Below are 23,111 nucleotides of genomic sequence, written 5' to 3'. Positions count from 1 at the left end.
CCTCGGGCGGCGTCCGCACCGACTCGGGTGGGGCGCGCGCGACGATCCCGACTACGGGCGGAGCAACGGCGTCCTCGGCCGGCGCCCCTCACCGAGGCCCCGATGGCGACGGGCCCCGACCCGCTGCGCGCCGCCCCGGTACGTGCCCGGGCGGGCGGCGTCCAGCAGGTCCGCCAGTGCGGTCATGTGCCGGGTGAGAGGGTTGCTGTACCGCTTCCCGCCGAGCCCGGCCCGCTTCCCGCCGAGCCCGCCGAACCCGGCCGGTTCGGACCAGTTCCGCAGCCGCCCCAGCAGCGCGTCCCGGCCGTGGAGCGGGACGATCCGGCGGGTGGCGTCCAGCAGCGCCGCGGGCGAACGCGCCGGCGCGCCGTACCGCTCGGGAAGGGCCGCCTGGTGCGCCAGTTCGTGCAGTTCCGCGGCCTCCAGACCGGCGACCAGGAGGCCGCGGGCGGCCAGCGCGGCCCCGAACGCCGGAACATGGTGCAGCGCCTACGCGGGCGACAGCACCAGCCGACCGTTGCCGGTGTACGCGCGCTCGGCCGTCACCACGCCGGTCAGCAGCGGCCCGCAGAACACCGCGCCGCCCGACATCCCGCCCCACACCGGCACCGGCCGGTCCCAGCCCGGCGCACTCTCACGCACCGTCATCACGTACCGATCGGCGACGTACCCGCTGCCCGGGTTCAGCCACCCGGACGACTGCTCCACCTGCGCCGCCCACCCCTCGCGCTGCGCGTGCTCCGGCAGGCCCCACGCCTGGCAGTCCACCCCGGTCCGGTCGGTGACCAGCCGCCCCCAGCGCACCGGCCGCGGCTCGGCCCAGCCCGGGCCGTCGTCCACCCGCAGCAGCGCCGCGTCGTCCCGGCCGCACCACACCACGACCGCCCCGAACGTCCCCGCCTACCCCAGCCGAAATACCCGCACCCGCACCCCGACGGCCGCCGCGCCCCCACCCGACGGCCCGGCCACCGCGTGCGCCGACGTCAGCACCAGCCGCCCGCCGATCGCACAGCCGGACGCCGGCCCGGCCGGCGCGTCCACCCCCACCACCCGTCACCGATCCACCCGGCCCCTCCCCTCGCCCTCCGTGTGCCGCCGGCCCCGGACGGACCGGCGAACGCAGCCCGACGGCCCGTTACTCCGGGATGCGGTCCGAGGAGTCACCCGGACCCGACGGACGGGTCGGGTCGCCGTGCACCAGCAGGTCACCACCGTTCGCGGCGCGCGGGGTGAGCGTGAACGAAACCCGGTGCGTCCGGCCGCGCGAAGCGCCCGCCTCGACCTCCGCGCCGACCGCGAATATCTTGAACCCGCCCTTCGCCTTGGTGTCGGCCCGCAGTTCGACCTCGAACTCCATCTCCACCGGCCCCACCGCGAACACCAGATCCGGGTGCTCACCCCCGACCCGGGCCGCCGCCAACAACTCGTCCCGCACCGCCGCCACCGCATCCACCAGCGGAATGTCCATGCCCAACCCCTTCTCACGTCCTGCCACTTCGGCGGGCACCACGGTAGGCCGCCGCCGCCCACGCCCGCAGCGGAATACGTCCGTCACTTGCGTAGACTGACCGCCGAGGTGATCCAACAATGTCGTCCGGCGAGGAACCCGAGCTGATCTGGCTGCGCCCGGAACACTCCGGCCGCGGCCCCCGCCCGGCACACAGCCGGACGTCGATCGCCCGGGCAGCGGTCGACCTCGCCGACCGCGAGGGCCTGGACGCGGTGACGATGCGCCGGATCGCCGCCGAACTCGGCGCCGGCACCATGTCGTTGTACAACTACGTGCCGAAAAAGGAGCACCTCTTCGACCTGATGGTCGACGTGCTCGCCGGCGAATACGACCTACCTGAACACCCCACCGGCGACTGGCGAACCGATCTCACCCTGCTCGCCCACCAGTTGCGCACCGTCCTCACCCGGCACACCTGGGCCACCACCCTGATCGCCCACCGCCCCGGCCTCGGCCCGAACGGCCTCCGCGTCACCGAGTACCACCTCGCCGCACTCGCCGGAACCCCCCTCGACGGCACCGCCAAAATGGAAGCCTTCTCCCAACTGACCGGCTACGTCTGCCAATTCACCGACTGGCAACACCGCTCCACCGCCGCCGGTCACCGCTGGCTCACCGACCTGGTCCGCTACCTCCAGACCGCCACCGCCACCGGCCAGTACCCCCACCTCGCCGCCACCCTCGCCGAGAGCGCCACCCCACCCGACACCGACACCACCTTCGAACGCGGCCTCCAACGCCTCCTCACGGCCCTGGTCGAGGGGTAAGGACAGCGCAGGTGGGCGCGAAACCAGGGGCGCTGGGGGTACCCCCAGCGAAGCGAGGGGGCGGAACTGCGCGAAGGGGAACGCACCCCACCGCAAGATCGCGACGCACGACAATCACTTGCACGTGCGCGCGACCTCACGGACCGGTGAGCGCTCGCGCAGCCCCGCCCCTCAGGCAGTCCGCCGCAGCAACGCCAGATACATCGCGTCCGTCCCATGCAGGTGCGGCCACAGCTGAACGTCCGGCCCGTCCCCCAGCTCCGGCACGCCCGGCAGCAGCGGCCGGGCGTCGACCCACTCCACGTCCTCGCGGCCGCGCAGCACGTCGTCCACCACGGCGCGCGTCTCGGCCAGGTGCGGCGAGCACGTCGCGTAGCCGACCACGCCGCCGACCCGCGCCGCGTCCAGCGCGTTCCGCAGCAACTCCCGCTGCAGCGGCCCGAATCCGGCAATGTCCTCCGGCCGACGACGCCACCGCGCCTCCGGCCGACGTCGCAGCGCACCAAGGCCCGAGCACGGCACGTCGACCAGCACCCGGTCGAACGCCCCTTCCTGCCAAGCCCCTTGCGTACCGTCCGCCGTGATGACCGCGTACGGCCCGGGATTCCCGTTCAACGCACGCGCCACCAGCCGGGCGCGGTGCGGCTGCTTCTCGGAGGCGACCAGGGCCGCCCCGCGCGAAGCGGCGATCGCACCGAGCAGCGCGGCCTTGCCGCCGGGGCCGGCGCAGCCGTCCAGCCAGAGCCGGTCGGGGCCGTCCACGGGGGCGTTGGCGAGTGCGAGCGCGACCAGCTGGCTGCCCTCGTCCTGCACGCCGGCCCGGTTCTCGCGGACGGCGTCCAGCCCGGCGGGGTCGCCGCCCTCGGCGAGCCGCAGCGCGTACGGGGACCAGCGGCCGTCCTCGGCCTCCGGCAGCGCCGCGCGCAGTTCTGCGACGTCGGAGCGGCCGGGGCGGGCGACCAGCGTCACCTCGGGGCGGGCGTTGTCGGCCTCCAGCAGGCGCTCCATCGCGGCGCGGCCGGCGTCCTCGGGCTGCCAGCGGCCGAGCGCGTCCCACAGCGAGGAGACCACCCAGCGCGGGTGCGAGTGCACGACGGCGAGGTGGTCCTCGGCGTCGTCCTCGTACGGCGGGGCGACCTGGGCGACCCAGCCTTCCAGGTCCTGCGCGCTGATCTTGCGCAGCACGGCGTTGACGAACTTGGCGCGGCCGTCGCCCAGCACCACGCGGGCGAGTTCGACGGTCGCGGAGACGGCGGCGTGGCTGGGGATGCGGGTGCCGAGCAGCTGGTGCGCGCCGAGCGAGAGGACGTCCAGCACCGGCGGGTCGACCTCGCGCAGCGGGCGGTCCACGCAGGCGGCGATGATCGCGTCGTAGGTGCCCTGGCCGCGCAGCGTGCCGTAGACCAGCTCGGTGGCGAGCGCGGCGTCGCGGCGCTCCATGCCCTTGCGCTCGGCCTCGCGGAGCAGCGACGGCAGGATCAGGTTGGCGTACGCGTCGCGCTCGTCGACGGCGCGCAGCGCGCGGAACGCGACGATCCGGGCCGGGTCCTTCTTGGGGCGACGGTGCGGACGGGGGGCGCGCTTGGCGCCGGCGGGGGTGCTCAACGGGTGCCTCGAAACAAAGTGCTGCGGATCAGGTCCGACCCGGCAGCGCGGCCGGGCCTCACCCCGAAGTCTAGGGCGCGACCCGGCCGAACCGGACATCAACCGGCGTCAGCCCTCGAAGCGCTCGCCGGACTCGATCCGCGCGCCGCGCGCCCAGTCGGCGGCCGGCATCGCCTTCTTGCCCTGCGGGCGGACCTCGCCGAGCTCCACCTCGTGGCTGCCGGTGCCGACCCGCACACTGTTCTTGCTGACGGCCAATTCCCCTGCCGCCAGGCCGACTTCACCGGGCAGCAGCCGCACGGGGCCGGTCACCTTGAGCCGCTCGCCGCGGAACGTGGTCCACGCGCCGGGCGCGGGCGCGCAGCCGCGCACCACCCGGTCGACCCGCAGCGCGGGGTGGGTCCACTCGATCCGGGCGTCCTCGACGGTGATCTTCGGCGCCAGCGACACCCCGTCCACGGGCTGCGGCTCGGGGCGGGCCTGGCCGTCCTCGATCGCGTCCATGGTGCGCACCAGCAGGTCCGCGCCCGCGTGCGCGAGCCGGCCGAGCAGGTCGCCGCTGGTGTCGGTGGGCTTGACCGTCTCGGTCAGGACGCCGAACACGGGGCCGTCGTCCAGGCCCTCCTGGATCCGGAAGGTGGACGCGCCGGTCACCTCGTCGCCCGCCATGATCGAGTGCTGGACGGGGGCCGCGCCGCGCCACGCGGGCAGCAGCGAGAAGTGCAGGTTCACCCAGCCGTGCACCGGGATCTCCAGCGCGCCGGGACGGATCAGCGCGCCGTAAGCCACCACCGGGCAGCAGTCGGGGGCGATCTCGGCCAGCCGGGCCATGAACTCCGGCTCACTGGGCCGGGCCGGCTTGAGCACCTCGATGCCCGCCTCCTCGGCGCGCTGCGCGACGGGGCTGGCCACCAGCTTGCGCCCGCGCCCGGCCGGCGCGTCGGGGCGGGTCACCACGGCGACCACCTCGTGCCGGGAGGCCAGCAGGGCGTCCAGGGCGGGAACGGCTACCTCGGGGGTGCCGGCGAAGACGAGACGCACGGGCATGGGCCTTTCTTGAAGTCACACCGACCAGCAGGAAGTCCCACTGGTCAGAACATCGGATTGCCGGAAAATGATCGTCACTTGATCGGGCCTCCGGCTCATCGGGCCTTCGACTCATCGACCCCTGCGACAATCCCGCAATCCCGTCGAAACACGTCGAAACACGTGGAAATCCGTCGAAACGCGGGGCAGCAACGGGCGCTCGGCGCCGAACCCGTCAGCGAATGACGCCGAACGTGGAATGCGGCGAGATCTTCACCGTCGGCGCCGGAGCCCCGCCCCAGTCCGCCTCCCGGATCGCCTTCATCGCCGCCTTCCGGGTCTCCCGGTCCAGCCGGTCGATGAAGATGATCCCGTCCAGGTGGTCGGTCTCGTGCTGGATGCACCGCGACAGCAGCTCGGTGCCCTCCACCGTCACCGGGTCCCCGTACATGTTGAAGCCCTTCGCCACCACGCCGAACGCCCGCTTGGTGTCGAACCGCAGCCCGGGCAGCGACAGGCAGCCCTCGGGGCCGTCCTGCTCCTCCTCGGTCAACGAAAGGTCGGGGTTGATCAGATGCCCCACCACACCGTCCACGTTGTACGTGAACACCCGCAACGAGACGCCCAGTTGCGGCGCCGCGAGGCCCGCGCCCGGCGCCTCCAGCATGGTGTCCGTGAGGTCCTTCACCAGCCTCCGCAGCTCCTTGTCGAAGGTGACCACCGGCTTCGCGGCGGACCGCAGCACGGGGTCACCGAAGATCCGGATCGGCTGAACTGCCAAGACTGCGACTCCCTCTGCACCCGGAACGGGATGTGAACAACGACCTACCGGGAAGTCTATGCAATCCCCGTCACCTGTTCGGAGCGGTCACCGACAAATCCCGACTCGCACTCCGGGCGTGACCCAACGACCCGACGTGCGTTGGTCAATGCGAATTGACCGGGACGCGCGAGCGCCCCGAGCACGCGACCCGACCGAGAGGTGGCAACCAGGCCATGGCCGAGCAGATCAACCACGACGCCCGGGCCAGGGCGTCCCTTCACCTTCTGGTGCGGGACATCGAACGGGTCCGTCGCCAGGTCGACGCCCTCCGCACGCTCACCGCCCAGCTGGGCAACGTCTACCGCCCGCGCCGCCCCAGCACCTCCGCCGGCTTCGTGGTCTACGGCCGGGCCCCCGCCCCCACCGTCCGGCTCGCCCAGGAACTGCGCGAAAGCGTCGAAACCCTGGTCGCCGCCGCCGTCGAGTTCGACCGCGCCCTCGGCTTCTCCTGGGACTCCGTCGGCTCCGCCCTCGGCGTCACCAAGCAGGCCGTCCACCGCCGCTACGGCGTCCGCCGCCCCACCAGCGAACTCCTCCCCGCCCCCCGCGAAACCGAGCCGGAGCCCCCGGCACCCCCCACCCCCCGCACCCCGATCCCCCAGGCCCGCCAGGCCAGCCCCTTGTTGCCCCAACGCACCCGGTAAGGAAGCAGCGGCGCGGGGAACTGCGCGAAGGGGAACGCACCCGCCGGCAAGATCGCGACGCACGACAATGACTTGCACGTGCTCGCGACCTCACGGACCGGCTTGCGCTTGTCGCCCAGCTCTCCCCGCGCCCAAAAATTTCGTACCCATTCCCCCCACCCCGGTGGTCCCCCTCCCCCTCCCGTCCAAGAATCGATCTCGCACGCCATCCTGCGCCGACGAGAGGGATCGATCCCATGGCCGTGGCCAATACCCCGATGAACCTGACCCGTGCCGCCCATGTCGGCATCTCCGTCTCCGACCTGGACACCTCGATCGAGTTCTACCGCGCCCTGACCGGCCGGGAGCCGGTCGTCGCCGACGAGACCATGCACAGCGTCGCGTTCGGCCACTCCCAGGGCCTGCCTTCGGCGAAGCTCCGCTACGCCACCATCAACCTGGACAACAGCCTCGGCATCGACCTGATCGAGTTCCAGCAGCCGATCGGCTACCGCACCAACGGCGCGGCCAACCGCCCGGGCTCGATGCACCTGTGCTTCCGGGTCGACGACTTCGACGCCGTCCTCGGCCGGATGAAGGAGGCGGGGTACGGCTTCCTCGGCGACGACTACACCTTCCTGGCCGGCGAGGTCACCCCGGAGTCGGCGCTGGGCACCAAGGTCGCGTACTTCAACGACCCGGACGGCACCAACCTGGAGATCATCCAGCCCAAGGGCGGCTTCGCGAGCTGACGTCGACACCCCGCGAGCCACGGACCCGACTCAACCGATGTCTGTCGGGTCCACCCGAATACGCACCGTCTCCGCCCCTCGCAGCGCCAGCCGGGCGATCTGCGCCGCCTTCAGTGCCGAAGCCAGCGCGGCGCCCTGCCCGGGCGCGACCCGCACCAGCGCCCGCTCGGCGGTCTCGCCCTTGGGCCCGCCGTACACCGGCACCGGCCCGAGCACGTCCGCGCCCTCGGGCAGCCGCACCAGCCCCAGCAGGTCCTCCACGGCCTGTGGGGGTCCCGTCACCGCGGCCATCCGGGACACCGGTGGGAACCGGAGTTCCTCCCGCTCGTCGAGTTCCATCCCGGCGTGCCCGGCGGGATCCCATCGCACCAGCGCCTGCACGGGCCTCGCGGCCGCCTCGGCGACCACCACCACCGTCCCGCCGTCCCCGGCCGGACGGACCAGCGAGGCGGCCGTCAGCCACCGCCGCACCGTCTCCTCGCCGGCCCGCAGGTCGGGCCGGTTCAGCAGCGCCCACCCGTCCAGCAGCAGCGCCGCCGCGTAACCGGGCCCCTCCGCCACCGGCTCCGCGCCCGGCGTCGAGATCACCAGCGCCGGGGACGAAGGGACGGAAGCAAGGATCGCGTCCCGCCCGGACGTCCGCACCGGCACCCGCGGGAACGCTTTCCCGAGCTCCTCCGCCGTCCGCCGCACGCCCACCACCTGCGCCCGCAGCCGGAACGACCCGCACTCCAGGCAGTGCCAGTCACTCTCCTCCGTCCCGCACCACGCGCACACCAGCGCCGCGTCCGCCGCCGGAGACTCCAGCGGCCCCCCGCACGCGCGACACCGCACCGGCTCGCGGCAGCGCCCGCACGCCAGCCGGGGCGCGTAACCCCGCCGCGGGACCTGAATCAGCACCGGGCCGCGCGAAAGCGCCTCGCGCGCCGTCTCCCACGCCACCGAGGGCAGCCGCGCGGCCTGCGCCGCCGCGTCCCGGCCCTGGTCGTGCTCGGTCACCGTCCGCACCCGCGGCGCGACCTGCCGGACGACCTCGCGCGGAGCGGCCAGCGGCCGCGCCCACCCACTGCGCAGCAGCTGCGCGGCCTCGACGGTCATCGAGACGCCGCCGAGCAGCATCGCGGCGCCCTCCTCGGCGGCCCGCAACAGCGCCACCTCCCGCACGTGCGGGTACGGCGCGTTGGGATCGCTGTGGCTGCTGTCGCCGTCCGACCACACCACCACCAGCCCCAGGTCACGGACCGGCGCGAACACCGCCGCGCGGGTCCCGATCGCGGCGTGTACCGAGCCCCGGCTGACGGCCAGCCACCGCCGGTACCGTTCCTGCGGGCCCGCCTCGGCGGCCAGCACCGCGTGCCGGCCCTCCCCGAGCACGCCCCGCAGCGCGGCGTCGACCCGGGCGACCGAGCGCCCGTCGGGCAGCACCACCAGCGCACCGCGCCCGGAGGCGAGCGTCGCCGCCACCGCCCGCGCGATCTCGAACGGCCACTCGGGGCCGGGCAGCGCCGTCCACACCGCACGCGGCGCGTGGCCACCCGCCAGCGAGGCCAGGAAGTCCGGCCCGTGCGCGTACCGCTCCCAACTGCCCACCGCCGGAGTGCCGGGCGGCGGCAGCGGCCGCGGCGAGTCCTCGCCCTCGGCCCCGGCGTGCCGCGGCGGGATCGCCAGCTGCAGCACATCGGCAAGGGTGCCCGCGTACCGGTCGGCGACGGCCCGGCACAGCCGCAGCAGCCCGGGCATCAGCACCACCTCGGGCGAGAGCACCCGGGCCAGCGGCGCCAGCGGGCCCGCGTAGTCGGAGTCGTCCCGCCGCTCGACGATGAACCCGTCGTGCAGCGCCCCGCCCTCGCGCCGCCCGTGCGCGCCGACCCGCCCCCCGAAGCGGACCCGGACCCGGACGCCGGGCCGGGCGTCCTCGGACATCGCTTCGGGCACCGCGTAGTCGAAGTACTGGTCGAGGCTCAGCACGCCCTTGTCGACCAGCACCCGGGCCACCGGCTTCCGCTCCGCCAGGACGACGCCGCGCGCGGCCCGAGGCTTCGCCCGGCGCACTGTCTCCCGGATGAACGCCAACTGCTCCCCGGCCCCGTCCGCGCTGCTCACGCCCCCAAACCTAGCGGACCGCACCGACATGACGACAAAGCCGCCCGCCGAGGAGAATCCCTCGACGGGCGGCAGCGTCAACAGCGAGCTCAGGCGGCGACAGCGGCCTTCAGCGCGTCCACGCGGTCGGTGCGCTCCCAGGTGAAGTCCGGCAGCTCACGGCCGAAGTGGCCGTACGCGGCGGTCTGGGCGTAGATCGGCCGCAGCAGGTCCAGGTCGCGGATGATCGCGGCCGGGCGGAGGTCGAAGACCTTGCTGACGGCTTCCTGGATCTTCTGCACCGGAACGGTCTCGGTGCCGAAGGTCTCCACGAACAGGCCGACCGGCTCGGCCTTGCCGATCGCGTACGCGACCTGCACCTCTGCGCGGCCGGCGAGGCCGGCGGCGACGATGTTCTTCGCCACCCAGCGCATCGCGTACGCGGCGGAGCGGTCGACCTTGGACGGGTCCTTGCCGGAGAACGCGCCGCCACCGTGGCGGGCCATGCCGCCGTAGGTGTCGATGATGATCTTGCGACCGGTGAGGCCGGCGTCGCCCATCGGGCCGCCGATCTCGAAGCGGCCGGTCGGGTTGACCAGCAGGCGGTAGCCCTCGGTGGTGAGCTTGATGCCCTCGTCGGCGAGCGCCTTGAGCTCCGGCTCGACCACGAACTCGCGGATGTCCGGGGTGAGCAGCGACTCCAGGTCGATGTCCGAGGCGTGCTGCGAGGAGACCACGACGGTGTCCAGGCGCACGGCGCGGTCGCCGTCGTACTCGATGGTGACCTGGGTCTTGCCGTCGGGGCGCAGGTACGGGATGGTCCCGTTCTTGCGGACCTCGGTCAGGCGGCGGGAGAGCCGGTGCGCCAGGGTGATCGGCAGCGGCATCAGCTCGGGGGTGTCGTCGCAGGCGTAGCCGAACATCAGGCCCTGGTCGCCGGCGCCCTGCCGGTCCAGCTCGTCCTCGACATCGCCCTCGACCCGGTGCTCGTGGGCGGTGTCGACGCCCTGCGCGATGTCCGGGGACTGCGAGCCGATGGACACCGACACGCCGCAGGAGGCGCCGTCGAAGCCCTTCTTCGACGAGTCGTAGCCGATCTCCAGGATCTTCTCGCGGACGAGCTGGGCGATCGGCGCGTACGCCTTGGTGGTGACCTCACCGGCGATGTGCACCAGGCCGGTGGTGATCAGGGTCTCCACGGCGACGCGGGAGGTCGGGTCGTCCTTGAGGAGGGCGTCCAGAATCGTGTCGCTGATCTGGTCAGCGATCTTGTCGGGGTGGCCCTCGGTGACGGACTCCGAGGTGAACAGGCGGCGAGACACAGCGCTCCCTGGGGTTGCAGCGGCTGCTGACTGAATGCGCTCGGAAGTCCCGAGGCATCCGGAAAGACTTGATTCCTGCTGTGGAGTGTAACGGTCGGCTACCGATCACGGACACTCTCTGTGCGCCCCGAACATGCCCGCGACGTGAATCACATTCCGGTGAAACCGGCGGAAACACTCCCGGAACACCCCGGGCCGATCCCCAACTGCCCGGGCCGCTCGGGGTTTTGCGGAAGTCAGTCGGCGAGCCGGACGGCGACCTGGTCCCAGATCGCGTCGGCCAGCATCTCCTTCGGACCATCCGCGATGTGGACCTCCGAACCGTCCGCGCCGAGCAGCACCGCGCTGTTGGTGTCCTGGCCGAACGCCTTGCCGTCGCCGACCTCGTTGACCACCAGCAGATCGCAGCCCTTGCGGGCGAGCTTGGCGCGGCCGTTGGCGAGCACGTCGTCGGTCTCGGCGGCGAAGCCGACCACCAGCTGTCCGGGGCGGGCCCGGTCGGCGGAGATCTCGGCCAGGATGTCGGGGTTGCGGACCAGCACGATCGGCGCGGGCTCGACCCCGTCCACCTTCTTGATCTTGCCGGTGACGTACTCGGCGGGCCGGAAGTCCGCGACCGCGGCGGCCATCACCACGGCGTCGGCCCCGGCGGCGGCCTTCAGCACGGCGTCGCGCAGCTGCAGCGCGGTGCCGGCCCGGACCACGTCCACCCCCGCCGGGTCGGGCAGCGCGGTGTTCGCGGCGATCAGGGTGACCCGGGCGCCGCGGGCGGCGGCGGTGGCGGCCAGCGCGTAACCCTGTTTGCCGGACGAGCGGTTGCCGAGGAAGCGCACCGGGTCCAGCGGCTCCCGGGTGCCGCCGGCGGAGACCACCACGTGCCGGCCGGCCAGGTCCTGCTCCAGCGAACCGCGGGCCAGCACCCGCCGGCAGGCGGCGAAGATCTCGCCCGGGTCGGGCAGCCGGCCCTTGCCGGTGTCCACGCCGGTCAGCCGGCCCACGGCGGGCTCGATGACGATCGCGCCGCGGCGGCGCAGCGTGGCCACGTTCTCCTGGGTGGCCGGGTGCTCCCACATCTCGGTGTGCATGGCGGGCGCGAACACCACCGGGCAGCGGGCGGTCAGCAGGGTGTTGGTGAGCAGGTCGTCGGCGAGGCCGTGGGCGGCCTTGGCGAGCAGGTCGGCGGTGGCCGGGGCGACCACCACCAGGTCGGCCTGCTGCCCGATCCGTACGTGCGGGACCTCGTGCACCCGCTCCCAGGTCTCGGTGGCGGCGGGCCGCCCGGACAGCGCCGCCCAGGTCGCCTCGCCGACGAAGTGCAGCGCGGCGGCGGTCGGCACCACCTGCACCTGGTGCCCGGACTCGGTGAACCGGCGCAGCAGTTCGCAGGCCTTGTACGCGGCGATCCCGCCGCTGACACCGAGGACGACACGGGGCGCGGTCATGGCGGTCGATTCTCCTAACGACGGGTCAACCAGCCCACCTTACGACCCGCCGCCGGACCGCTGCGACGTGTCTCCGCGCACACCACCGGCCCACCCGCGCACACCCCGGGGGAGGTGGCGGATGTTCGCAAGTGATCGCACCCGGTCATAAGTGATCACGCGGCGGAGATTATCTATGCGGAGATTATCTGCGCATAGACCAACTCCGCCCCGGCCACCCAGACACCACCGGCCCGCCCGCGCACATGCCGAGGGCCCGCCCGACGCACATGGCGTCGGACGGGCCCTCGAAGGAAATGCTGGGGGCTCAGGCGCCCTCGATCGCCTCGGCGGTGAGCAGGCCGGCGTTGATCTCGCGGAGCGCGATCGACAGCGGCTTCTCGTGCACGTGGGTGTCGACCAGGGGGCCGACGTACTCCAGCAGGCCCTCGCCGAGCTGGGAGTAGTACGCGTTGATCTGGCGGGCACGCTTGGCCGCGTAGATCACCAGGCTGTACTTGGAGTCGGTGGCCTCGAGCAGCTCGTCGATCGGCGGGTTGATGATGCCCTCGGGCGCGGTCATCGAAGAGGACACGCTGAACCTTCCGAAGTGGTTTTCATGGATTGGCTGGATGCAGCCGATCCGGTCAGGCTACACCGAGCAAGGCTAGCAGTTCGGCCGCTACCTGCTCGACGGAGGTATTGACAAGCGTCGTGTCGAACTCCGCCTCGGCGGCGAGCTCGATCCGGGCCGCTGCCAGCCGCTCGTCGATGACGGCCTGCGACTCGGTGCCGCGGCCGGTGAGCCGGCGCACCAGCTCGTCCCAGCTCGGCGGGGCCAGGAAGACCAACTGGGCCTCGGGCATCGACTCCTTGACCTGCCGGGCGCCCTGGAGGTCGATCTCCAGCAGCACCGGCTCGCCCTTGTCGAGCTTGTCGGTGACGGCCTGCCGGGGGGTCCCGTACCGGTTGCCGGCGAACACTGCCCACTCCAGCAGTTCGCCGTTGGCGACCAGCTTGTCGAACTGCTCGTTGTCGACGAAGTGGTACTGCACTCCGTCGCGCTCACCCGGGCGCGGGTGGCGGGTCGTCGCCGACACCGACAGCCAGACCTCGGGGAACTGCTTCCTCATATGAGCGACGACCGTGCTCTTGCCGACCCCGGAGGGGCCGGAGAGCACGGTCAGCCGCGGACGCTCACTCATGTACCGATTATCCCGGATCGCGGAGGTTCCGCCGACACCGGCCTCCGTTCAGGAGGCGGCCCCGCCGAACTCCCGCTCCAGGGACGCGATCTGGTTCGTACCGAGGCCCCGCACACGACGGCTCTCGGAGATGCCGAGGCGCTCCATGATCTGCTTGGCGCGGACCTTGCCGACACCCGGCAGGGACTCCAGCAGAGCGGAGACCTTCATCTTGCCGATGACCTCGTCGTCGGACTTGCCGGCCTTGATGACGTCGTGCAGCGAGGCGCCCGAGTGCTTCAGCCGGTTCTTGACGTCGGCACGCTTCCGGCGAGCCTCGGCGGCCTTGGCGAGCGCGGCGGTGCGCTGTTCGGGAGTAAGGGGCGGAAGAGCCACGCCGTTCACCTCAGGTGTGGATGGAAGGGATGTTCCATGACTGGGTTGTGCCCGGACGCCACAGGCTCTGACCTGCGACGGTGGCCGGAACCACCGCCAACTGGCGTCCTACCGCCGGACACTACCCAACTTGGGCCGCCACGTCAGGAAAAGAACACGAAAAGTCCAGGTCAGCAGGGGCCGACCCGGGACTTTTCCGGGCAAATCAGCCGAGTTGGCCACCTCCGGGTCACGCGTTTGTGACGGCCCTCACATCATCGACGAACACCTGCGCGGCCTGTCGCAGTGCGGCGACCGACGGTCCGTGCTTCAGCACATCGCGGCTCACACTGGGCACCACGTTGCGCACCTGGTCGCCGAACACCCGCGGCAGGTCCTGCGCGGTGGCGCCCTGCGCACCCACGCCGGGGGCCAGCAGCGGGCCGTTGATCGCCAGGTCCACGCCCGCGTCGGCGAGCGTCGCGCCGACCACCGCACCGAACGAACCCAGCGGCGCCGCACCGGAGTTCTCCGCCGCGAGCCGCCGCAGCACGGCCTGCGCGACGCTCTCGCCGTCCGCACCGATCGCCCGCTGCACCTCGTGGCCCTCGGGGTTGGAGGTCAGCGCCAGCGCGAACAGACCGCAGCCGTTGGCGTGCGCCAGGTCGACGGCCGGCTGCAGCGAACCGAAGCCCAGGTACGGGCTGACGGTGAGCGCGTCGGAGAACAGCGGGCTGTCCGGCGACAGGAAGGTCTCCGCGTAGGCGGCCATGGTGGAGCCGATGTCGCCGCGCTTGGCGTCCATCAGCACCAGCGCGCCCGCCTCCCGGGCCTCGGTGACGGTGCGCTCCAGCACCGCGATGCCGCGGCTGCCGAAGCGCTCGAAGAACGCCGACTGCGGCTTCAGCACGGCGACCCGGTCGGCCAGCGCCTCCACCACGGTGCGCGAGAAGCTCTCCAGGCCCGCGAGGTCGTCGTTCAGGCCCCAGGCGGTGAGCAGCGAGCCGTGCGGGTCGATGCCGACGCAGAGCTGGCCGCGGGTGTCCAGGGCGGTCCGCAGGCGGGTGCCGAACGGCGTGATGTCAGTCATCGGTGTCTTTCCTCAGTCTCAAGAATGTGGTCGGCTGCCCGTTTCGAGGAACGGGGCTCAGCGGATGCCCTTGCCGACCGCCTCGCCGATGGACGCGTAGCCGGCGGCGCGCAGGCGCGCGGACAGGCCCTTGTGGACCTTGCGCATCCAGAACGGGCCTTCGTAGATGAACGCGGAGTAGCCCTGGACCAGGTCGGCGCCGGCCAGGATGCGCTGCCAGGCGTCCTCGGCGGTCTCGATGCCGCCGACCGAGATGATCGCGAGCCGGCCCTCGGTGCGCTTGCGCAGCCGCTCCAGCACCTCCAGCGAGCGGGCCTTCAGCGGGGCGCCGGACAGGCCGCCCATGCCGATCTCCTCGATCCGCGCGGCGGGGGTCTTCAGGCCTTCGCGGCCGATGGTGGTGTTGGTGGCGATGATGCCGTCCAGGCCGAGGTGCAGCGCCATGTCGGCGATCTCGTCGATGTCCTCGTCGGCGAGGTCGGGGGCGATCTTCACCAGCAGCGGCACGTGGTGGGTGGTGACCTCGTCGGCGGCCTTGCGGACGTCCCACAGCAGCGGGCCGAGGATCTGCACGGCCTGCAGGTTGCGCAGCCCGGGGGTGTTCGGCGAGGAGACGTTGACGACCAGGTAGTCGGCGTAGGGCGCCAGGGCCTTGGCGCTCTTCAGGTAGTCGGGCGTCGCCTGGTCCTCGGGGACGACCTTGGTCTTGCCGATGTTGATGCCGACCACGGGGGTGCTGCTGGTGCGCGCGCGGCCGGCCAGGCGGGCGGCGACCCGGGCGGAGCCCTGGTTGTTGAAGCCCATCCGGTTGATCAGCGCGCGGTCCTCGATCAGGCGGAACAGGCGCGGCGCGGGGTTGCCGGGCTGGGGCTCGCCGGTGATGGTGCCGATCTCGACGTAGTCGAAGCCGAGCATCGACAGGCCGTCGATGCCGATGCCGTTCTTGTCGAAGCCGGCGCCGAGGCCGAACGGGCCGGGCAGGTCCAGGCCGAGGGCGGTGGTGCGCAGCTTGGGGTCGCGCGGGGCGAGCACGGCCCGCACCAGCGAGCGCAGGCCGGGCACCGAGCTGGCCAGCCGGATCCAGAAGAACGCCAGGTGGTGGGCCTTCTCCGGGTCCATCTTCTTGAACAGCAGGTTGAACAGCAGCTTGTACACGTGGGCCTCCGACGGCTGGCTGGGCTCGGGCATGGACGTGGGGGGCACCCGGCGTGCGGTGTGCCCCCCACGGTTGTCGACCTACTGGCGGCCGGAGTTGATCAGCGCCGCGTGTTCCTGCAGCGACATCACGCCGACCTCGCCGCGGTGCAGCGCGTCGATGCCCTGCACGGCCGCGCCCATCGCCTGCACGGTGGTCAGGCAGGGGACGGCGCGGGAGACCGCGGCGGTGCGGATCTCGTAGCCGTCCATCCGGCCGCCGGTGCCGTACGGGGTGTTGATGATGAGGTCGATGCCGCCCTCGTGGATCAGCTGGACGATGGTCTTCTCGCCGTTCGGGCCCTCGCCCTCGGAGTGCTTGCGCACCACGGTGGCGGGGATGCCGGCCCGCTGCAGGACCTCGGCGGTGCCGGTGGTGGCGAGCAGTTCGAAGCCGAGCTCGACCAGCGCGCGGGCCGGGAAGACCAGGTTGCGCTTGTCGCGGTTGGCGACCGAGACGAACACCTTGCCGCTGGTGGGCAGGGCGCCGTACGCGCCGGTCTGGGACTTCGCGTAGGCGGTGCCGAAGACCCGGTCGATGCCCATGACCTCGCCGGTGGAGCGCATCTCCGGGCCGAGCACGGTGTCCACGCCGCGGCCGTGCACGTCGCGGAAGCGCGACCACGGCATCACGGCCTCCTTGACGGAGATCGGCGCGTCGGCGGGCAGCGTGCCGCCGTCGCCCTCGCGCGGCAGCAGGCCCTCGGCGCGCAGTTCGGCGATGGTGGCGCCGAGCGAGATCCGGGCGGCGGCCTTGGCCAGCGGCACGGCGGTCGCCTTGGAGGTGAACGGCACGGTGCGGGAGGCGCGCGGGTTGGCCTCCAGCACGTACAGGATGTCGCCGGACAGCGCGAACTGGATGTTGATCAGTCCGCGGACGCCAACTCCCTTGGCGATGCCCTCGGTTGCGGAGCGCAGCCGCTTGATGTCGTACCCGCCGAGGGTGATCGGCGGCAGCGCGCACGCCGAGTCACCGGAGTGGATGCCGGCCTCCTCGATGTGCTCCATGACGCCGCCGAGGTACAGCTCCTCGCCGTCGTACAGGGCGTCCACGTCGATCTCGACGGCGTCGTCGAGGAAGCGGTCGATCAGCACGGGGTGCTCGGAGATCAGGCCGGCGTGCCGCTCCAGGTAGGAGGCGAGCGAGGCCTCGTCGTAGACGATCTCCATGCCGCGGCCGCCGAGCACGTAGGACGGGCGGGCGAGGACGGGGTAGCCGATCTCGTCGGCGATGGCCTTGGCCTCGTCGAAGGAGAAGGCGGTGCCGTGCTTGGGGGCGGGCAGGCCCGCGTCCTTCAGCACCCGGCCGAACGCGCCGCGCTCCTCGGCGAGGTGGATCGCCTCGGGCGAGGTGCCGACGACCGGCACGCCGTTGTCCTTGAGCGCCTGCGCCAGGCCCAGCGGGGTCTGGCCGCCGAGCTGCACGATGACGCCGGCCAGCGGGCCGGCCTGCTGCTCGGCGTGGACGATCTCGAGCACGTCCTCCAGGGTGAGCGGCTCGAAGTACAGCCGGTCGGAGGTGTCGTAGTCGGTGGAGACGGTCTCCGGGTTGCAGTTGACCATCACGGTCTCGTACCCGGCGTCGGCGAGCGCGAAGGACGCGTGCACGCAGGAGTAGTCGAACTCGATGCCCTGACCGATCCGGTTCGGGCCGGAGCCCAGGATGATCACGCCGGGCTTGGTGCGCGGCGCGACCTCGTTCTCCTCGTCGTAGGACGAGTAGAAGTACGGGGTCTTGGCCGCGAACTCGGCGGCGCAGGTGTCGACGGTCTTGAACACCGGGCGGATGCCGAGCGCGTGCCGCACCTCGCGGACCACGTCGGTCTTCAGGCCGCGGATCTCGCCGATCTGCTGGTCGGAGAAGCCGTGCTGCTTGGCGTGGCGCAGCAGCTCCGGGTCGAGCTTGTCGCCCTCGGCGAGCTCGACGGCGATCTCGTGGATCAGGAAGAGCTGGTCGACGAACCACGGGTCGATCTTGGTGGCCTCGAACACCTCCTCGGGGGTGGCGCCGGCCCGGATCGCCTCCATGACAGTGTTGATCCGGCCGTCGGTGGGGATCCGAGCCTTCTCCAGCAGCTCGTCCTTCTCCCCCAGCTCGCCGACGAAGCTGAACTGCGAGCCCTTCTTCTCCAGCGAGCGCAGCGCCTTGTTCAGCGCCTCGGGGAAGTTGCGGCCCATCGCCATGGCCTCGCCGACCGACTTCATGGTGGTGGTCAGCGTGGCGTCGGCGGACGGGAACTTCTCGAACGCGAACCGCGGCACCTTGACGACCACGTAGTCCAGGGTCGGCTCGAAGGAGGCCGGGGTCTGCTCGGTGATGTCGTTGGGGATCTCGTCCAGCGTGTAGCCGACGGCCAGCTTGGCGGCGATCTTGGCGATCGGGAAGCCGGTGGCCTTCGACGCCAGCGCCGACGACCTCGACACACGCGGGTTCATCTCGATGACGATGACCCGGCCGTCGACGGGGTTGACGGCGAACTGGATGTTGCAGCCGCCGGTGTCGACGCCGACCTCGCGGATCACGGCGATGCCGATGTCGCGCAGGATCTGGTACTCGCGGTCGGTGAGGGTCATCGCCGGGGCGACGGTGATCGAGTCACCGGTGTGCACGCCCATCGGGTCGAAGTTCTCGATCGAGCAGACGACCACGACGTTGTCGTTCTTGTCGCGCATCAGCTCGAGCTCGTACTCCTTCCAGCCGAGGATGGACTCCTCCAGGAGCACCTCGGTGGTCGGCGAGAGGGTCAGGCCCTGGCCGGCGATGCGGCGCAGGTCCTCCTCGTCGTGCGCGAAGCCGGAGCCGGCGCCGCCCATGGTGAAGGACGGACGGACCACGACCGGGTAGCCGCCGAGGGTGTCGACGCCGGCGAGCACGTCCTCCATGGAGTGGCAGATCACCGAGCGGGCGGACTCGCCGTGGCCGATCTTGGCGTTGACGGCCTCGACCACGCCCTTGAACAGCTCGCGGTCCTCGCCCTTGTTGATCGCCTCGACGTCGGCGCCGATCAGCTCGACGTCGTACTTGTCGAGGGTGCCGGCGCTGTGCAGGGAGATCGCGGTGTTCAGCGCGGTCTGTCCGCCGAGGGTCGGCAGCAGCGCGTCGGGGCGCTCCTTGGCGATGATCTTCTCGACGAACTCCGGGGTGATCGGCTCGACGTAGGTGGCGTCGGCGATCTCCGGGTCGGTCATGATGGTCGCCGGGTTGGAGTTGACCAGGATGACCCGCAGGCCCTCGGCCTTGAGCACCCGGCAGGCCTGCGTACCCGAGTAGTCGAACTCCGCCGCCTGGCCGATGACGATGGGGCCGGAGCCGATCACCAGGACGGACTTGATGTCGGTGCGCTTAGGCACGCTGGGCCTCCATGAGCTGAACGAAGCGGTCGAAGAGGTAGGCGGCGTCGTGCGGGCCGGCTGCCGCTTCGGGGTGGTACTGCACGCTGAAGGCGGGGATGTCGAGTGCCTGCAGGCCCTCGACCACGTCGTCGTTGAGGCAGACGTGGGAGACCTCGACCCGCCCGAAGGGGGTGTCGCTCACCTTGTCCAGCGGCGCGTTCACGGCGAAGCCGTGGTTGTGGGCGGTCACCTCGACCTTGCCGGTGGTGCGGTCCTGCACCGGCTGGTTGATGCCGCGGTGGCCGTACTTGAGCTTGTAGGTGCCGAACCCGAGGGCCCGGCCGAGGATCTGGTTGCCGAAGCAGATGCCGAAGAACGGGGTCTTCTTGGCCAGCACCTCGCGCAGCACCTCGACCTGCCGGTCGGCGGTGGCCGGGTCGCCCGGGCCGTTGGAGAAGAACACGCCGTCGGGCTGCACCGCGTAGATGTCCTCGGCGGTGGAGTTGGCCGGCAGCACGTGCACCTCGATGCCGCGCTCGGCCATCCGCTGCGGGGTCATGCCCTTGATGCCGAGGTCGAGGGCGGCGACGGTGAACTTCTTCTCACCGATCGCGGGGACGACGTAGGTCTCCTTGGTGGCGACCTCGGCGCACAGGTCGGCGCCCTTCATCTCCGGGGCCTGCTGCACCTTGGCGAGCAGCGCCGCCTGGTCCTCGACGGCCGGGCCGGAGAAGATGCCGACCCGCATCGCGCCGCGCTCGCGCAGGTGGCGGGTGAGCGCGCGGGTGTCGATGCCGCTGATGCCGACGACGCCCTGGCGCTCCAGCTCCTCGTCCAGCGAGCGCTTGGCGCGCCAGTTGGAGGCGACCCGGGAGGGGTCGCGGACCACGTAGCCGGCCACCCAGATCTGCTGCGACTCGTCGTCCTCGTCGTTCCAGCCGGTGTTGCCGATCTGCGGGGCCGTCATGACGACCACCTGGCGGTGGTACGACGGGTCGGTCAGGGTCTCCTGGTAGCCGGACATGCCGGTGTTGAAGACCGCCTCGCCGAAGGTCTCGCCGACCGCGCCGTAGGCCTGGCCGCGGAACGTCCGGCCGTCCTCCAGGACGAGCACGGCAGGCACTCGCTCCCGCCTGGTGCGCGTGGTGGTGGGGGCAGGTGCGGTCATGTCGCGGCCTCTTCCGTCTTCTTCGTGCTCGTACGTGTTACCAGTGCCTCGACGGCCTCGACCCAGGCGTCGTGCTCGGCGGCGGCGTCCAGCCGGAAGCCGCTTTCCAACTCCCGCTCCCCGATCGTCCAGCCGACCACCAGCAGGCCCGAGGGGACCACCTTGCCGGCGATGCCGGAGTCGGTGCGGGCGCCGGTGAGGGCTTCGGCGGGGATCCACAGGTCGTCCGCGCCGGGGCGGCGGGCCAGCAGGCCGTGCTCGGTGAGGGTGAGCTCGGCCAGGCTGCGGGTGCCCAGGCCGTGCGCGACGACCCGGTCCAGCCAGTTCCCGGCGGTGGTGGAGCCGTGGTACCGGCCGGGGGCGGCCAGCAGGGTCTCACCCGGCTGCGCGGGCACCGCGGGCAGTTCCGGCAGGTCGGACTGCAGGGTCCGGCGCCAGTTCCAGCCCTGGCGCATCAGCCAGTAGACCAGCGCGACCAGGATCAGCAGGCCGACCGTCGCACCGATGTACCCGGGCCAGTTGGTCACATGGCCCTTCTCGGTGGCGAGCAACATCAGCGCTCGACCAGTTCGCCCGCGAGGACGGTGGCCTCGCCGCGCAGGAAGGTGGCGTGCACCCGTCCGGGCAGGTCCATGCCCTTGAAGGGGCTGTTGCGGGAACGGGTGGCGAAGGTGTCGGGGTTCACGACACCACGGTACGCGGGATCGAAGAGCACCAGGTTCGCGGGCTCACCCACCGAGACCGGACGTCCGTGGCCGGTCAGCCGCCCGATCCGGGCCGGGCGGTGCGACATCCGGTCCGCGACGCCCTCCCAGTTCAGCAGGCCGGTCTCGACCATGGTCTGCTGCACGACCGACAGCGCGGTCTCCAGGCCGACCATGCCCATCGCGGCGACCGCCCACTCGCAGTCCTTGTCCTCCGCCGGGTGCGGGGCGTGGTCGGTGGCGACGGCGTCGATGGTGCCGTCGGCCAGCGCGCCGCGCAGCGCCTCGACGTCCGCGGCGGTGCGCAGCGGCGGGTTGACCTTGTACACCGGGTCGTAGCTGCGGACGAGTTCGTCGGTGAGCAGCAGGTGGTGCGGGGTGACCTCGGCGGTGACGTTCCAGCCCTTGCCCTTGGCCCAGCGGACGATCTCCACCGAGCCGGCCGTGGACAGGTGGCAGATGTGCACCCGGGAGCCGACGTGCGCGGCCAGCAGCACGTCCCGGGCGATGATCGACTCCTCGGCGACGGCGGGCCAGCCGCCGAGGCCGAGCTCGCCGGAGACCAGGCCCTCGTTCATCTGGGCGCCGGCGGTCAGCCGCGGCTCCTGGGCGTGCTGGGCGACGACGCCGTCGAAGGCCTTCACGTACTCCAGCGCGCGGCGCATGATGACCGCGTCGTCCACGCACTTGCCGTCGTCGGAGAACACCCGCACCCCGGCGGCGGAGTCGTGCATCGCGCCGAGCTCGGCGAGCTGCTTGCCCTCCAGGCCGACGGTGACGGCGCCGACCGGCTGCACGTCGCAGTAGCCGTACTCCTGGCCGAGCCGCCAGACCTGCTCGACGACGCCGGCGGTGTCGGCGACCGGGAAGGTGTTGGCCATCGCGTGCACCGCGGTGTAGCCACCCATGGCGGCGGACTGGGTGCCGGTCAGCACGGTCTCGGCGTCCTCGCGGCCGGGCTCGCGCAGGTGGGTGTGCAGGTCGACCAGGCCGGGCAGGGCGATCAGGCCGGTGGCGTCGATCTCGATGTCTGCCTGCACGTCGAGGTGCTCGCCGATGGCGGCGAAGACGCCGTCCACGAGGTGGATGTCCTGGGGGGCGCCGCCGAGGATCTGGGCGTTGCGGATCAGGTAGGTGGTCACTGGGCGGCCTCCGGGGTTTCGGTGGTGCGGGCTGCGTCGGCTGGGCCATCGGCGAAAACGGCGCCGCCGAGCAGCAGGTAAAGGACGGCCATCCGGACCGAGACGCCGTTGGCGACCTGCTCGACCACGGTGCAGCGCGGCGAGTCGGCGACGTCGGCGGTGATCTCCATGCCGCGGACCATCGGGCCGGGGTGCATCACGATGGCGTGCTCCGGCATGGTGGCGAGGCGCAGCCCGTCCAGGCCGTAGCGGCGCGAGTACTCGCGCTCGGTGGGGAAGAACGCGGCGTTCATCCGCTCGCGCTGCACCCGCAGCATCATCACGGCGTCGACCTTCGGCAGCACGGCGTCCAGGTCGTAGGAGACCTGGCAGGGCCAGGTCTCGATGCCGATCGGCAGCAGCGTCGGCGGGGCGACGAAGGTGACCTCGGCGCCGAGCGTGGTCAGCAGGTGCACGTTGGAGCGGGCGACCCGGCTGTGCAGGATGTCGCCGACGATGGCGATCTTCCGGCCGGCCAGGTCGCGGCCGGGGCCGGGGTTGAGGTGGCGGCGCATGGTGAACGCGTCGAGCAGCGCCTGGGTGGGGTGCTCGTGGGTGCCGTCACCGGCGTTGATGACGCTGCCGTGCAGCCAGTCGGAGCCGGCCAGCCGGGCGGCGGCGCCGGAGGCGTGGTGGCGGATCACCACGGCGTCGGCGCCCATCGCCTGCAGGGTCAGCGCGGTGTCCTTGAGGCTCTCGCCCTTGGAGACCGAGGAGCCCTTGGCGGAGAAGTTGATGACGTCGGCGGACAGCCGCTTCTCGGCGACCTCGAAGGAGGTCTTGGTGCGGGTGGAGTCCTCGAAGAACAGGTTGACGACGGTGCGGCCGCGCAGCGTGGGGAGCTTCTTGACGGCCCGTCCGGAGAGCTGGGCGAGCTCCTCGGCGGTGTCCAGGATCAGCAGCGCGTCGTCGCGGCTGAGGTCGGCGGCGGAGACGAGGTGGCGCTTCACG

At 72.0% G+C, this 23,111-nt stretch carries 21 protein-coding genes; 3 read left to right on the top strand and 18 right to left on the bottom strand.

Going from position 1 to position 23,111, the window contains the following annotated elements:
• Window positions 1-489 precede the first annotated feature (489 nt).
• Window positions 490-879: a hypothetical protein gene (locus ACIHEI_RS18490; RefSeq protein ID WP_396607341.1), complete on the bottom strand. Its 390-nt coding sequence runs from the start codon at window positions 877-879 to the stop codon at window positions 490-492.
• Between the two features lie 256 nt (window positions 880-1,135).
• Window positions 1,136-1,468 carry a trypco2 family protein gene (locus ACIHEI_RS18485; RefSeq protein ID WP_396607340.1) on the bottom strand — a complete coding sequence of 111 codons (333 nt, stop codon included), beginning with the start codon at window positions 1,466-1,468 and terminating at the stop codon, window positions 1,136-1,138.
• Between the two features lie 119 nt (window positions 1,469-1,587).
• Between ACIHEI_RS18485 and ACIHEI_RS18480 the strand changes: the two genes are divergently transcribed.
• Window positions 1,588-2,277 (top strand): TetR/AcrR family transcriptional regulator, encoded by a 690-nt coding sequence (locus ACIHEI_RS18480; protein WP_387861666.1) that lies wholly within the window; start codon window positions 1,588-1,590, stop codon window positions 2,275-2,277.
• A gap of 171 nt (window positions 2,278-2,448) precedes the next feature.
• On the opposite strand, the gene ACIHEI_RS18475 is transcribed toward ACIHEI_RS18480, so the two are convergent.
• The 3 genes from ACIHEI_RS18475 to def form a co-directional block, all read right to left on the bottom strand.
• On the bottom strand, window positions 2,449-3,882 hold the full coding sequence (locus tag ACIHEI_RS18475) for an RsmB/NOP family class I SAM-dependent RNA methyltransferase (protein ID WP_396607339.1): 1,434 nt from the start codon (window positions 3,880-3,882) through the stop codon (window positions 2,449-2,451).
• A 108-nt stretch (window positions 3,883-3,990) separates the two neighbouring features.
• On the bottom strand, window positions 3,991-4,923 hold the full coding sequence (gene fmt / locus ACIHEI_RS18470; RefSeq protein WP_387643037.1) for a methionyl-tRNA formyltransferase: 933 nt from the start codon (window positions 4,921-4,923) through the stop codon (window positions 3,991-3,993).
• A gap of 220 nt (window positions 4,924-5,143) precedes the next feature.
• Window positions 5,144-5,689 (bottom strand): peptide deformylase, encoded by a 546-nt coding sequence (def, locus tag ACIHEI_RS18465; RefSeq protein ID WP_387642877.1) that lies wholly within the window; start codon window positions 5,687-5,689, stop codon window positions 5,144-5,146.
• Between the two features lie 215 nt (window positions 5,690-5,904).
• On the opposite strand from def, the gene ACIHEI_RS18460 reads away from it, so the two are divergent.
• Window positions 5,905-6,375, top strand: coding sequence for a hypothetical protein (locus ACIHEI_RS18460; protein ID WP_396607338.1), 471 nt, complete (start codon window positions 5,905-5,907; stop codon window positions 6,373-6,375).
• 236 nt (window positions 6,376-6,611) lie between these two features.
• A complete protein-coding gene (locus ACIHEI_RS18455) occupies window positions 6,612-7,106 on the top strand; it encodes a VOC family protein (RefSeq protein WP_396607337.1) in 495 nt (164 codons plus the stop codon).
• A gap of 30 nt (window positions 7,107-7,136) precedes the next feature.
• Here ACIHEI_RS18455 and ACIHEI_RS18450 read toward each other — a convergent pair whose 3' ends face one another.
• The 13 genes from ACIHEI_RS18450 to ACIHEI_RS18390 form a co-directional block, all read right to left on the bottom strand.
• Entirely contained in the window at window positions 7,137-9,239 is a 2,103-nt protein-coding gene (locus ACIHEI_RS18450; protein WP_396607446.1) for a primosomal protein N', read from the bottom strand.
• Between the two features lie 59 nt (window positions 9,240-9,298).
• Complete coding sequence (gene metK / locus ACIHEI_RS18445; protein ID WP_387642880.1) at window positions 9,299-10,510, bottom strand: methionine adenosyltransferase; 1,212 nt, start codon at window positions 10,508-10,510, stop codon at window positions 9,299-9,301.
• A 236-nt stretch (window positions 10,511-10,746) separates the two neighbouring features.
• On the bottom strand, window positions 10,747-11,952 hold the full coding sequence (gene coaBC / locus ACIHEI_RS18440) for a bifunctional phosphopantothenoylcysteine decarboxylase/phosphopantothenate--cysteine ligase CoaBC (protein ID WP_387642881.1): 1,206 nt from the start codon (window positions 11,950-11,952) through the stop codon (window positions 10,747-10,749).
• A 307-nt stretch (window positions 11,953-12,259) separates the two neighbouring features.
• Window positions 12,260-12,526, bottom strand: a complete 267-nt coding sequence (gene rpoZ, locus ACIHEI_RS18435; protein ID WP_100835243.1) for a DNA-directed RNA polymerase subunit omega — start codon at window positions 12,524-12,526, stop codon at window positions 12,260-12,262.
• Window positions 12,527-12,578: 52 nt separating this feature from the next.
• Window positions 12,579-13,136, bottom strand: coding sequence for a guanylate kinase (gene gmk / locus ACIHEI_RS18430; protein WP_396607336.1), 558 nt, complete (start codon window positions 13,134-13,136; stop codon window positions 12,579-12,581).
• Between the two features lie 48 nt (window positions 13,137-13,184).
• Window positions 13,185-13,511 (bottom strand): integration host factor, actinobacterial type, encoded by a 327-nt coding sequence (mihF, locus tag ACIHEI_RS18425; RefSeq protein WP_030459182.1) that lies wholly within the window; start codon window positions 13,509-13,511, stop codon window positions 13,185-13,187.
• A 229-nt stretch (window positions 13,512-13,740) separates the two neighbouring features.
• Window positions 13,741-14,580: an orotidine-5'-phosphate decarboxylase gene (gene pyrF / locus ACIHEI_RS18420; RefSeq protein WP_392956249.1), complete on the bottom strand. Its 840-nt coding sequence runs from the start codon at window positions 14,578-14,580 to the stop codon at window positions 13,741-13,743.
• Window positions 14,581-14,637: 57 nt separating this feature from the next.
• Entirely contained in the window at window positions 14,638-15,735 is a 1,098-nt protein-coding gene (locus tag ACIHEI_RS18415; RefSeq protein ID WP_387642884.1) for a quinone-dependent dihydroorotate dehydrogenase, read from the bottom strand.
• Between the two features lie 81 nt (window positions 15,736-15,816).
• Window positions 15,817-19,125 carry a carbamoyl-phosphate synthase large subunit gene (gene carB / locus ACIHEI_RS18410; RefSeq protein ID WP_396607335.1) on the bottom strand — a complete coding sequence of 1,103 codons (3,309 nt, stop codon included), beginning with the start codon at window positions 19,123-19,125 and terminating at the stop codon, window positions 15,817-15,819.
• Window positions 19,118-20,275: a glutamine-hydrolyzing carbamoyl-phosphate synthase small subunit gene (gene carA, locus ACIHEI_RS18405; protein WP_396607334.1), complete on the bottom strand. Its 1,158-nt coding sequence runs from the start codon at window positions 20,273-20,275 to the stop codon at window positions 19,118-19,120. The genes carB and carA overlap by 8 nt, the downstream gene beginning before the upstream one ends.
• The gene (locus ACIHEI_RS18400) at window positions 20,272-20,829 is read right to left on the bottom strand and encodes a hypothetical protein (RefSeq protein WP_396607333.1); all 558 of its coding nucleotides are present in this window, start codon (window positions 20,827-20,829) and stop codon (window positions 20,272-20,274) included. The genes carA and ACIHEI_RS18400 overlap by 4 nt, the downstream gene beginning before the upstream one ends.
• On the bottom strand, window positions 20,829-22,121 hold the full coding sequence (locus tag ACIHEI_RS18395; RefSeq protein WP_387642888.1) for a dihydroorotase: 1,293 nt from the start codon (window positions 22,119-22,121) through the stop codon (window positions 20,829-20,831). Before ACIHEI_RS18395 ends, ACIHEI_RS18400 begins: the two co-directional genes overlap by 1 nt.
• Window positions 22,118-23,110, bottom strand: coding sequence for an aspartate carbamoyltransferase catalytic subunit (locus ACIHEI_RS18390; protein ID WP_392956261.1), 993 nt, complete (start codon window positions 23,108-23,110; stop codon window positions 22,118-22,120). Before ACIHEI_RS18390 ends, ACIHEI_RS18395 begins: the two co-directional genes overlap by 4 nt.
• Window position 23,111: the final 1 nt, after the last annotated feature.

This window comes from Kitasatospora sp. NPDC051984 (genome assembly GCF_044593455.1).
GTDB lineage: Bacteria > Actinomycetota > Actinomycetes > Streptomycetales > Streptomycetaceae > Kitasatospora.
The sequence above is the reverse complement of the archived record's forward strand: the minus strand, read 5'-3'. Positions and strand labels throughout refer to the sequence as shown.